The 11,769-nt window shown below is 65.9% G+C and carries 11 protein-coding genes; 1 reads left to right on the top strand and 10 read right to left on the bottom strand.

Features of this window, described 5'->3' with window-relative positions:
* Nucleotides 1–6 precede the first annotated feature (6 nt).
* Both CVM50_RS03810 and CVM50_RS03805 read right to left on the bottom strand, forming a co-directional pair.
* Entirely contained in the window at nt 7–954 is a 948-nt protein-coding gene (locus CVM50_RS03810; RefSeq protein ID WP_085886039.1) for an ABC transporter permease, read from the bottom strand.
* A gap of 167 nt (nt 955–1,121) precedes the next feature.
* Complete coding sequence (locus CVM50_RS03805) at nt 1,122–2,711, bottom strand: ABC transporter substrate-binding protein (RefSeq protein ID WP_085886040.1); 1,590 nt, start codon at nt 2,709–2,711, stop codon at nt 1,122–1,124.
* 104 nt (nt 2,712–2,815) lie between these two features.
* On the opposite strand from CVM50_RS03805, the gene CVM50_RS03800 reads away from it, so the two are divergent.
* Nucleotides 2,816–3,520 carry a DUF1028 domain-containing protein gene (locus CVM50_RS03800; protein ID WP_085886041.1) on the top strand — a complete coding sequence of 235 codons (705 nt, stop codon included), beginning with the start codon at nt 2,816–2,818 and terminating at the stop codon, nt 3,518–3,520.
* A gap of 254 nt (nt 3,521–3,774) precedes the next feature.
* Here the strand turns inward: CVM50_RS03800 and CVM50_RS03795 are convergent, their stop codons facing one another.
* From CVM50_RS03795 to CVM50_RS03760, 8 genes are all read right to left on the bottom strand, one after another.
* Nucleotides 3,775–4,488, bottom strand: coding sequence for a FadR/GntR family transcriptional regulator (locus CVM50_RS03795; RefSeq protein WP_085886042.1), 714 nt, complete (start codon nt 4,486–4,488; stop codon nt 3,775–3,777).
* 151 nt (nt 4,489–4,639) lie between these two features.
* Nucleotides 4,640–5,632: an ABC transporter substrate-binding protein gene (locus CVM50_RS03790; protein WP_085886043.1), complete on the bottom strand. Its 993-nt coding sequence runs from the start codon at nt 5,630–5,632 to the stop codon at nt 4,640–4,642.
* Between the two features lie 44 nt (nt 5,633–5,676).
* Complete coding sequence (locus CVM50_RS03785) at nt 5,677–6,519, bottom strand: ABC transporter permease (protein ID WP_085886044.1); 843 nt, start codon at nt 6,517–6,519, stop codon at nt 5,677–5,679.
* A gap of 190 nt (nt 6,520–6,709) precedes the next feature.
* Nucleotides 6,710–7,627: an ABC transporter permease gene (locus CVM50_RS03780; RefSeq protein ID WP_085886609.1), complete on the bottom strand. Its 918-nt coding sequence runs from the start codon at nt 7,625–7,627 to the stop codon at nt 6,710–6,712.
* The gene (locus CVM50_RS03775; RefSeq protein WP_085886045.1) at nt 7,624–8,061 is read right to left on the bottom strand and encodes a GNAT family N-acetyltransferase; all 438 of its coding nucleotides are present in this window, start codon (nt 8,059–8,061) and stop codon (nt 7,624–7,626) included. Before CVM50_RS03775 ends, CVM50_RS03780 begins: the two co-directional genes overlap by 4 nt.
* Nucleotides 8,054–8,836 carry an ABC transporter ATP-binding protein gene (locus tag CVM50_RS03770; RefSeq protein ID WP_085886046.1) on the bottom strand — a complete coding sequence of 261 codons (783 nt, stop codon included), beginning with the start codon at nt 8,834–8,836 and terminating at the stop codon, nt 8,054–8,056. Before CVM50_RS03770 ends, CVM50_RS03775 begins: the two co-directional genes overlap by 8 nt.
* Before the next feature lie 10 nt (nt 8,837–8,846).
* Nucleotides 8,847–10,307, bottom strand: coding sequence for a dihydropyrimidinase (gene hydA / locus CVM50_RS03765; RefSeq protein ID WP_085886047.1), 1,461 nt, complete (start codon nt 10,305–10,307; stop codon nt 8,847–8,849).
* A 110-nt stretch (nt 10,308–10,417) separates the two neighbouring features.
* Nucleotides 10,418–11,668 carry a Zn-dependent hydrolase gene (locus CVM50_RS03760; RefSeq protein WP_085886048.1) on the bottom strand — a complete coding sequence of 417 codons (1,251 nt, stop codon included), beginning with the start codon at nt 11,666–11,668 and terminating at the stop codon, nt 10,418–10,420.
* Between the last annotated feature and the right edge of the window lie 101 nt (nt 11,669–11,769).

Genomic DNA, 11,769 nt, shown 5'->3' with positions numbered 1-11,769 from the left:
GCCTCCTCAGGTCTTGATCCGGGGATCGAGCAGCGATTGCGCCACGTCCACCGCGATGTTGAAGAGCACGTAGCAGGCCGCGACAAAGACGACGCCGCCCTGCACCAGCAGGATGTCCCGCTTCAGGATCGCGTCCACCAGCATCCGGCCCACCCCGGGCCATTGGAACACCATCTCGATATAGACCGCCCCCGACAGCACGAAGCCCGCCTGGATTCCGAGAACCGGGATGATGCTGACCATGGCGGCACGCAGGGCATGGCCCCAGATCACCCGCCCCTCGCCCACACCCTTGGCGCGCGCGGTGCGGATGAAGTCCTGGCGCAATACCTCCAGCATGGCCGAGCGCGACAGCCGCGCGACGACGCCCGTGGCCACGACCGCCAGCGCGATGGCGGGCATCACCAGGTGGTTTGCCACATCGGCAAAGCCGCCGCCGCCATAGGCCATGCGCATCCCCGACACCGGGAACCAGCGCAGTTCGACCGCGAAGATCAGGATCATCATCATGCCGAGGAAGAAGGACGGGATCGAAATCCCCAGAAGCACCGCGAAGGTGATCCCCTTGTCCGCCCAGCCGTATTGCCTGGCGGCACTGACCACGCCCGCCGCGATCCCGAGGATCGCGCAGAGTATGAAGGAGGTCCCGGCCAGCAGCAACGTGGCGCCGAACCGGTCCAGCACCTCGTCGATCACCGGGCGGTTGAGGCTGAAGGAGGTACCGAAATCCCCGGTCAGCATGTTGCCCAGCCAGATGAAATACCGCGCCACCAGCGGCGCATCGAGGCCGAGGTCGCGGTTGATCTTCTCGACATTCTCGGGCGTGGCATAGGCGCCCAGGATCGCCAGCGCCGGATCACCCGGGATCATCGCCATGATAAGGAAGACGATGACGGTGATCCCGAAAAGCACCGGGATCGCCGAGAGAAGTCGTTTCAGGATATATCCGGTCATCTGCGTCTCCGCTGGGATTGCCTGGCGCGCGCCTGCTGTGTCGTGTCCCCGGGGACAGGATGCCGCGCCGGGGGCCAGACCGGCAATACGGCCCGCTCCCCCTCTTTGCGCGACGGGGCAGGTCAGGCCGCCCCGCCCTGCCCCGGATCACGTCACCCGCCGGGCGATCAGTTCTTCACCACGTCCTTCAGCAGCAGGAAGAACGACGGCTCCAACGCGAAGTTCTCCACCGCGCCGGAGGTGACCGCGTTCTGCTTCCAGTTCGCCACGAAGAGCCAGGGGGCGTCCTCCTGCACGATCTGCTGCATCTCCTTGTAGGCCGCGGCGCGTTCCTCCTGGCTGGTGGAGACACGGGCCGTTTCCAGCAGCTCGTCGACCTCGGGGTTGGAATAGTAGCCCGAGTTGAACCCGCCCTTGTCCGGCCAGGCGTCCGAGCGCAGCGCCAGGTAGGGCAGCGTGTCGGGGTCGTTGGTCATCCAGGCCATCTCGGCCATGTCGGCCTTGCCTTCCAGCCCGGGGTTCACCTCGCCCAGGAAGGTGTTCCACTCGTAGGTCTCGATCGCAACGTCGAAGCCCACGGCCTCCAGGTCGGCCTGGATGGCGGTGCCCATGGCGACCGGATCCAGCATGCCCGACCCGCCCTCGGTTACGTAGAAGGTCAGCTCGGGGTTCTCGACACCGGCCTCGGCCAGCAGCTCGCGCGCCTTGTCAGGGTCGTAGGCATAGGGCTCCAGGCTTTCGTCATAGGCCCAGGCGAAGGCCGGCGGGATCGGACCCGCGGCGACCTCGGCCGTCCCTTCCAGCACGTTTTCCACCAGCGCGGTCTTGTTCACCGCGTAGTTGGCCGCCTGGCGCACCAGCTTGTCGGCGAAGGGGCCTTCCTTGGTGTTCAGGATCAGGAACCAGACGTGGGGGCCGGCCTGTTCGACGACGGTGAAATCATCCCCCTCGAACTCCGACAGCGACACGGGCGGCACTTCGACCATCAAGTCGATGCCACCGGCCAGCATCTCGGCGGTGCGGGTGTTGGCATCGGTGATCGGGCGGAAGACGACCGTCTCCAGCTCGGGCGCGCCATCCCAGTACTCGGCATTGGCGTTCAGGATCACGTGGGTGTTTGATTGCCATTCGGCAAAGCTGAAGGGTCCGGTGCCCGAGGGATTGCGGCCATAGTCGGCGCCGTATTCCTCGACCGCGGCGGGCGATACGATCAGCCCCGTGGGATAGGCCAGGTTCGACAGGAAGGGCGCGAAGGGCGCGCTCAGGGTGAACTCCACCGTCAGCGGATCGACGACGGTCACCTCCTCCACGGAGGAGAAGAAGAAGGCCAGCGGGAAGGGCCCGGTGTTGTGGAAGGGGTGATCCTCGTCCAGCATCCGGTCGAAGTTGAACTTCACCGCCTCGGCGTCGAAGGCGCTGCCATCGTGGAATTTGACGCCCTCACGCAAGTGGAAGGTGTAGGTGGTGCCGTCCTCGCTGATGTCCCAGCTTTCGGCCAGGGCCGGTTCGACCTCCAGCGTGCCGGACTTGTAGCGCACCAGCCCGTCATAGATGTTCATCAGGATGCGGAAATCGTTGACGGCGGTCACTGCGGCCGGATCCAGCGCCTTCGGCTCGGCGATCTGGCCGACGATCAGAACGCCCGGTGGCGTCTGCGCCTGAGCCGCATCGCCCGCGCCCAGCGTCAGTGCCATGGTCAGGGCCGTGCCCGACGCCAGCAGCCCCCGGCGGGTCCAGTTGAGAATTCCCTGTGTCATCTTGCGCCTCTCCCTCTGCATAGCGGCCGCTATTCATCATGATAAATTGCACTCAGCCAAATTCTCATGATAAATTCAAGAGGCAAGAAACGACCGGAGGCAGCATGACCTTTTCCATACTCGTCCGTGACGCGGAAACAGGCAGGATCGGCGGGGCGGCGGCCACCGGATCGCTTTGCGTGGGCGGCTGGGTCCTGCGCGGCCGGGTCGAGGCGGGCATGTCCGCCAGCCAGGGCACCGCGCCCTCGACCCTCTGGGGCGAGGCGGTGCTGGACGAGATGCAGGCGGGCGCCCCGGCCCCTGCCGCCGTGACCGAGGTGACGGCCCCCGACGAGGGGCGCGCCCACCGACAGCTTTCGGCCCTTGATCTGCTGGGAAACTCCGGCGCCTTCACCGGCGCGGACTCGGTGCCGGCCTGCGCCAGCCGGCGGGACGAAAACCTGGTGGTGGCGGGCAACATGCTCAGTTCCGAAGCGGTGCTCGATGCGGTCGCCCAGGGCTATGCCAATGCCACGGGGACGATGCCCGAGCGGCTTCTGGCGGCGCTTCAGGCCGGCGAGGACGCGGGATCGGACAGCCGCGGACTGCTGTCGGCGGCACTGCTGTGCCTCGGTCCGGACATGGCCCCCCTGAGCCTGCGCATCGACGCCTCCGATTCGCCCCTGGCCGACCTGCGCGCGCTGCACGATCGGGCCACCACAGGCCTCTACGCCGAATGGGCGCGGCTGGTGCCCACCAAAGAGGCACCCTTCCGCGCGCCCTCCGAGGCGGACTTCGCCCGGCTGGACGAGACGCCCCGGTCGGAGTGACGGGCCGACGGGGCAAGGGGGCTCCGCCCCCGTCTCCGTGCCGGAGACTCCCCCGGAGTATTTCAGACGAGATGAAGAGGAGAGAGGGCACGAGCGAGGCACCCGCCGCGATGGCCCCCGCGCGTGCACCTGCCTGAGGCAGCGGGAGGGTTGCAGATCAGGCGCGGTCCCGCCTCTTCACCTTGTCGGAAATACTCCCGCCGGAGGCTTCGGCCCGGAACGGGCCGATCCTGCATGGCGATATAGGGGGCGGCTCAGGCGGTGAGGAAGCGTTTCAGCATCTCCGCCTCCTGCCCCTCCATCAGCTGTTCCGCTGTCGCCATGTGATCAGCCATGACCAGACGCGCGCGGTCCGCATCGCCCCGGCGCAGGGCGTCCAGCAGCTCCAGCTGGTAGGCTCGGCCCTTCTCCCAGAGCTCGGGATTGGCCGGCTCGTAGAGGCGGCGGTAGATCGTGAGGTCCGACAGGATTTGCGCCATGAACCCGATGACGAACCCCAGAAGCTCGTTGCGCGCGAACTCCGCCAGCAGCTGATGGAAGCGCAGCGAGGCGATGTGCTGTTCGCGCTCCTCCTCCACGTCCGACGACGGGTGATCGTAGGTTTCCACCACCGCGTCCAGCCGCGACAGCTGCGCATCGGTCAGCTTGCCGGCCAGCGAAGCCGCAAGCTCCGGCTCCAGCCAGCGGCGCATCTGGTAGATGTCCTTCAGGGTCAGGTCGCGGAAGTAGAAGTAGTTGCCCAGAAGCGCCTGGGCGCGTTCGCGGCTGACCTCGTGCACGAAGCTGCCGCCGCCGGGCCCGGTGCGCGTCTTGACCAGCCCCTGGGCTTCGAGGATGCGCATGGCCTCGCGGATGGTGCCTTTCGACATGCCGAAGCGGGCGATCAACTCTGCCTCTCCGGGCAGGCGGTCGCCCATGCGCAGGCCTTCCTCGACCACGTAGTCCTTGATCGCCTCGGCCACCTGCACGGGCCGTGATCGCCGCTCTGCCCCGTTTGCCACCTGTCGTCGCCCCTTCATGCGCCTGCTGCGCCGATTTCTCATGATGAATGGCGACGCTGACGCAAAAAGGGCCGGGACGCAATGCCCGGCCCTTCCCGTCCCGTGATCCGCCGGGCGCTTAGTTCAGCGCCTCGTCGGTGATCTCATGGGTCCAGGCGCCTTCCGGCTCCTTGGTGATGGCGGGGTTTTCCGGGCTGACGGCGGACAGGAGCGTGGCCACGGTCTGTTCGTAGTCGGCCGGGTCCAGCGTGCCGTCGGAACTGGCAGTCAGCTTGGCCACCTCGCCCATCATGTACTGCTGGTGCTCCAGGGTCTGGGCGCCGGTCTCGTCGTACTCCAGCACGATCTCGGCAGCCTCGTCGGGATGCGCCTCGGCGTATTTCCAGCCTTCCATGGAGGCAGCGACGAAGCGGACCATCTTGTCCTTGAAGGCCGGATCTTCCAGGTCCTCCGCCAGCACGTAGAGGCCGTCTTCGAGCATGCCGACACCCTCTTCGAGGTAGTTGAAGGTCACCAGCTCCTCCTCGGTAATACCGGCATCCAGGATCTGACCGTATTCGTTGTAGGTCATGGTCGAGATGCAGTCGGCCTGGCCGTTGATCAGCGGATCGGCCGAGAAGGCCTGCTTGATCACCGTCACGCCGTTCTCATCGGCGCCGTCAGTTTCGATCCCCAGCTTCGCCATCCAGGCATAGAAGGGGTATTCGTTGCCGTAGAACCAGACGCCCATGGTGTGACCGGGGAAGTCGTCGGTGCTTTCGATACCCGCCGCCTTCAGGCAGTTGACCTGCAGGCCGCCGGTCTTGAAGGGCTGGGCGATGTTGACCAGGGGCACGCCGCGTTCGCGCGCGGCCAGGCCAGCGGCCATCCAGGTGGTGATGACATCGGCGCCGCCCGCGGCGATCACCTGTTCGGGCGCGATGTCGGGGCCACCGGCCTTGATCGTCACGTCAAGGTCGGCCTCGTCGTAGAAGCCCTTGGATTCGGCCACGTAGTAGCCCGCGAACTGGGCCTGGGTGACCCATTTCAGCTGCAGCGTCACCTCGTCGGCGGCCTGGGCGCCGGCGGTGGTCGCGGTCAGGGCCACGGCCCCTGCGATCCAGTTTTTCATGAGTTTAACTCCCTGTTTGGTCTTCGTGTTTTTATATGCGCCTTTCAGCGCTGAGACGGGTGCCAGAAGGTCACCCAGCGTTCCACGAGGGCAATGGCCCCGTAGAACAGCGATCCCGCCAGAGCGGCGACGACGATCTCGGCCCAGACCATGTCCAGCGCCAGTTGCCCCACCGATGTTGAGATACGAAAGCCCATGCCCGCAATCGGGGACCCGAAGAATTCCGCGACGATGGCGCCGATCAGGGCCAGGGTCGATGAAATCTTCAGCCCGTTGAAGATGAAGGGCATGGCGGCCGGCAGGCGCAACTTCCAGAAGCCCTGCCAATAGCTTGCGGCCCAGGTCTTGATCTGGTCGCGCTGCATCTGCGTGGTCTCCTGCAGGCCGGCGGTGATGTTCACCAGCATCGGGAAGAAGACCATGATGGTGACCACGGCGGCCTTCGACTGCCAGTCGAAACCGTACCACATCACCAGGATCGGCGCGGTGCCAACGATGGGCAGGGCGGCGACGAAGCTGCCCACGGGCAGGATGCCCCGGCGCAGGAAGTCGCTGCGATCCACGAGGATGGCGACGAGGAAGGCCGCCAGGCTGCCGATGGCGAAGCCCGACAGGGCGCCTTTCACGAAGGTCTGCACGAAGTCGGTCCAGAGCGTCGGGATCGAACTGGCGAAGCGCGCGGCGATCATCGAGGGCGCCGGCAGGATCACCATGGGCAGCTCCAGGCCGCGCACGATCAGCTCCCACATGCCCACCAGGGTCAGGCCGAAAATCACCGGCACGGCCAGGCCCACGGCGCGGGTGTCCCCGCCCCGGCCATTGGCCAGCTGCACGTTGAGATACCACAGGCCCGCCCAGAGGACGAAAGCGGCAATTACGAGGGTCATTGGAAGCCCTCCCCAAGAGCAACGCGCCCCGTCAACAGGCCTGCGCAGGCCTGTTGACCTGCACCGGCGCAAGCAGCCCGGACCGGTCGTGCCAGCGGCACGGCCAGCGCCCGACCGCCCCCATGGGCGGGCGCTTCGCCCCCGCCCGCGGTCAGGCGCGGGCCTCTGTTTGTCAGAACGAAGTCAAACATCAGCCCAGCCCCATCCGTTTCAGTACGCCACGTTCCATCAGCCCGATGATCGCCACCAGGCAGGCCGCCAGGATCGCCGTGGCAAACAGCGCCGACCAGATCTGCACCGTCTGGCCATAGTAGCTGCCCGACAGCAGGCGGAAGCCCAGACCCTGGCCGGTGCCCGACGGCAGCTCGCCCACGATGGTCCCCACGAGCGAGGAGGCCACGCCGATCTTCAGCGACGCGAAGAGATAGGGCGCCGAGGCCGGCAGGCGCAGTTTCCAGAAGGTCTGTGCCTTGGTCGCCGACCAGGTCTTCACGAGGTCAAGGTCCATGGGCGACGGGCTGCGCAGCCCCTTCACCATGCCCACGACGACCGGGAAGAAGGACAGATAGGCCGAGATCACGGCCTTGGGCACCAGCCCCTGCAAACCGATCGAGCTGAGGACCACGATGATCATCGGCGCGATGGCGAGGATCGGGATGGTCTGGCTGGCGATGGCCCAGGGCATCACCGACATGTCCATGGCGCGGCTGTGCACGATCCCCACGGCCAGCAACACCCCCAGGCCGGAGCCGATGGCGAAACCCAGGAGCGTGGCCGAGAGGGTGATCCAGCCGTGGAACACCAGGCTGCGCTTCGAGGTCGGCGCGACCTGCATGGTCTGCGCCCAGAGCTCGGTCACCACCTGGTGCGGGGCCGGCAGGCGCGGCTTGTCCTGCACCCAGGTGTCGGACCACTGCGCGGGGTTCTTCGCGGCCAGCACGAAGGGCGACATGTCGCGGCGCGTGATCATCCCCTCGGGGCTGACCACGGCGCCCTGGCGTTCGGCGGTCATAAGCGCAAACTTGATGTTCATCGGCACGCAGGCCGCGTACCAGAAGGCCAGGATTGCGGCGACCACGACGACGACGGGAAAGACGAGCCGTTTCATCGCCGCCACTCCATCCGTACTTCCTTGACGATCTCGGGCGGGACGGGCATCCGGCGCCCGACCTCGACGAAGCCTTCGCGGGCGTAGAACCGCTGGGCGGCCTCGTTGGGCGCATGGGTGTTCAGGCTCAGGTGATCGCGGCCTTCCTTTGCCCGGTCGAGAAAGGCCTTGCCCCAGCCCTGCCCGCGCGTCCGGCAATAGAGCGCGCCGATATGGCCCGCCACCGGATCGACGGACATGTAGGCGGCCACCGGCGCGCCGATCACCCAGATCTCGCGGGTGTCGAAGGCGTCGCGGATATGGCCTTCCAGCTCCTCGCGGGAATGCAAGCCGGGCATCCAGTCGGTTTCTAGGATCCAGTCACTGGCCACGGCGGCGCAGGCGGGAATGTCCGCCCGCTCCGCCCGGCGGATCTCGGGGGCGGCATCAGTCATAGGCATGCCCCGCACGCAGCCCTTCGCGCACCCGATGCGCGATCTCCAGGAATTCCGGCGTGTCGCGGATATCCAGCGGGCGCTCCTTGGGCAGCGGGCTTTCGATCACGTCGGTGATCCGGCCCGGACGGGGCGACATCACCACGATCTTGGTCGACAGGTAGACCGCCTCGGGGATCGAGTGGGTGACGAAACCGATGGTCTTCTCGGTGCGTGCCCAGAGCTTCAGCAGCTCTTCGTTGAGGTGGTCGCGCACGATCTCGTCCAGCGCGCCGAAGGGTTCATCCATCAGCAGGATGTCGGCATCGAAGGCCAGCGCCCGGGCGATCGAAGCGCGTTGCTGCATGCCCCCCGACAGCTGCCAGGGGAATTTCTTGCCGAAGCCGGACAGGTCGACCAGTTCCAGCACCTTTTCCACGCGCTCGACCTGCTCAGTCTTCGAAAAGCCCATGATCTCCAGCGGCAGCTTGATGTTGCCGGCGATGGTGCGCCAAGGGTACAACCCCGCCGCCTGGAAGACATAGCCATAGGCGCGGGCCTTCCGCGCCGCCTCGGGGCTCATCCCGTTGACCGTCAGCTGGCCGCCCGTGGGCTCTTCCAGCGCCGCGATGCAGCGCAGGAAGGTGGTCTTGCCACAGCCCGACGGGCCGATGAAACTGACGAAATCCCCCTTGGAGATCTCCAGGGTCACATCGCGCAGGGCCTGCACGGGCCCGTCGTTGGTCTGAAAGGTCAGATCGAGATGCTTTGCCTCAATTACAGGTACTTGCGTCACGAAGCTGTCCTTAAATACCGGCCGGAATGTTCAGCGGATCACGCTCGACAGAACGCGGGCTGTTCAACTCTTTCCACTTGGACAGCGCCGTATGCGCGCTCGGGAAGGCCGGGCGCGGCACGAACCGGCCCCGACCGGGCTGCGGCTGGCTGTTCTGGCCCCAGGCCCAGATGACCTCGCCACGCGACAGGGTATAGCGCGCCTGGGCGCTGACCTCGACGCCCTCGAAGACGTTGTAGTCGATGATCGACTTGTGGTTCGACGCCGAGATGGTGCGCGAGATCTTCGGATCCCAGACCACGATATCCGCATCGGCCCCGGGCATCAGCGCGCCCTTCTTGGGGTAGATGTTCAGGATCTTGGCGATGTTGGAGGAGGTCACGGCGACAAACTCCTCGGGCGTCAGCCGACCGGTTTCAACGCCGAAGGTCCAGAGCACGGCCAAGCGTTCCTCCAGCCCGTTGGTGCCATTGGGGATCTTGGTGAAATCCTCCAGCCCCATCTTCTTCTGCTCGCTGGAGAAGGCAGCGTGGTCCGTCGCCACGACCTGAAGCGAGCCGGACTGCAGGCCGGCCCAGAGACCGTCCTGGTGTTCCTTGCCCCGGAAGGGCGGCGACATCACGCGCTGCGCCGAATGCAGCCAGTCCTTGCTGAGGTACTCCTCGTCATCCAGCGTCAGGAATTGCGCCAGCGGCTCGCCGTAGACGCGCATCCCCTTCTGGCGCGCGCGGCGGATGGCCTCATGCGCCTGTTCGCAGGACACGTGCACGATGTAGAGGGGGACGCCGGCGGCATCGGCGATGGTGATCGCGCGGTTGGCGGCCTCGCCCTCGAACTCCGCGGGGCGCGAACGGGCGTGCCACTCGGGCCCGGTCTTGCCCTCGGCCAGGAATTTCTTCTGCATCAGGTCGACCAGGTCGCCGTTCTCGGCGTGGACCATGGGCATGGCGCCCAACTCCTTGCAGCGCGAGAAGGAGGCGAACATCTCGTCGTCCTCGACCATCAGCGCGCCCTTGTAGGCCATGAAATGCTTGAAGGAGTTCACGCCGTTGTCCACGGCATATTTCATCTCGTCGAAGATCAGCTCGTTCCAGCCGGTGATGGCCATGTGATAGCCGATGTCGGAACAGATCTGCGGCGCCGACTTGCGGTGCCATTCGTTGATCGCGTTCTTGATCGACCCGTCCGAGCCCGGCAGGCAGAAGTCGATCAGCATCGTCGTACCGCCGCAGGCCGCCGCCCAGGTGCCGCTCTCGAAGGTTTCGGCGGCGGTGGTGCCCATGAAGGGCATTTCCAGGTGGGTGTGCGGGTCGATGCCGCCCGGAATGACGTAGGCGCCTTCGGCGTCGATATACTCGTCGCCCTTCAGGTCCTCGCCGATTTCCTTGATGGTCTCGCCCTCGATGGCGATATCGGCCTTCCACTGACGGTCTGCGGTCACGACGGTGCCGCCCTTGATCACCTTGATCATGATAGTCTCCCTGTTATTGCCCCGGGCGCCCCAGCCTTATCCGAAAGCTGGAAATACTCCGGGGGGTCCGCGCCTTCAGGCGCGGGCGGGGGCAGAGCCCCCTTTTTTCTTCATTCCACGATCTCAGCCGTTTCCAGCACGGCATGCAAGAGAACATCGGCGCCCGCGGACGCCCATTCCTTGCTGATCTCCTCGGCCTCGTTGTGGCTGAGGCCATCGACGCAGGGGCACATGACCATCGCGGTCGGAGCCACCTGATTGATCCAGCAGGCATCGTGGCCAGCGCCGGAAATGATGTCCTGATGGCTGTAGCCCAGGCGTTCGGCTGCCTCGCGCAGCTTGCCCACCAGGCCCTCGTCGAATTTCACCGGGTCGAACCCGCCGACCTTCTCGAACTCGACGCCAAGGCCCATCTCGTCACAGATCTTCCGGGCGCCCTCCTTCAGGCGGGCCTCCATGTCCTCGATCACCGACAGCTCGGGGCTGCGGAAGTCGACGGTGAAGACCACCTTGCCGGGGATCACGTTGCGCGAGTTGGGATAGACGTCGATGTGACCGGCGGCACCCACGGCATGCGGCGCATGCGACCAGGCGATCTCGTCCACCAGTTGCAGTACCTTGGCCATGCCCAGCCCTGCGTTCTTGCGCATCGGCATGGGGGTGGAGCCGGTGTGGGCATCCTTGCCGGTGATCGTCACCTGGGTCCAGCTGAGGCCCTGGCCATGGGTCACGATGCCCACGTCCTTGCCCTCGGCCTCCAGGATCGGGCCCTGTTCGATGTGCAGCTCGAACATGGCATGCATCTTGCGGCTGCCGACGGGTTCTTCACCTTCCCAGCCGATCCGTTTCAGCTCATCACCGTAGGACTTGCCCTCCGCATCGACACGGGCCTTGGCCCACTCCTCGGTGTGCAGCCCGGCGAAGACGCCCGAGGACAGCATGGCGGGGGCGAAACGGGTGCCCTCCTCATTCGACCAGTTGGTCACCACGATCGGGTGTTTGGTCTTCACGTCCAGATCGTTCAGCGTGCGGATCACCTCCAGCGCGCCCAGGACGCCCAGAACCCCGTCGTACTTGCCGCCCGTGGGCTGGGTGTCCAGGTGGCTGCCCATATAGACCGGCAGCGCCTCGGGATCGGTGCCGGGACGCTGGGCGAACATATTGCCCATGGTATCCAGACCCATGGTGCAGCCTGCGGCCTCACACCAGCTCTGGAACAGGGCGCGGCCTTCGGCATCGGCATCGGTCAGGGTCTGGCGATTGTTGCCGCCCGCCACGCCGGGGCCGATCTTCGCCATCTCCATCAGGCTGTCCCACAGCCTCTCCCCGTTGATCTTCAGGTTTTCTCCGGGTGCGGACATGGCAGGATCTCCAAAGCTTACTGTCTTCATTTTGACCACTTGGTCAAACGCGAGGCTAGCAGAGCCCGGTGACCAGTCAAGAAAACCCCCGCCTCCCGCGA

Source organism: Pseudooceanicola marinus, from assembly GCF_002786295.1.
Taxonomy (GTDB): domain Bacteria; phylum Pseudomonadota; class Alphaproteobacteria; order Rhodobacterales; family Rhodobacteraceae; genus Pseudooceanicola; species Pseudooceanicola marinus.
Note: the sequence above shows the minus strand (reverse complement) of the source record. Positions and strands in the feature narration are given on the sequence as shown.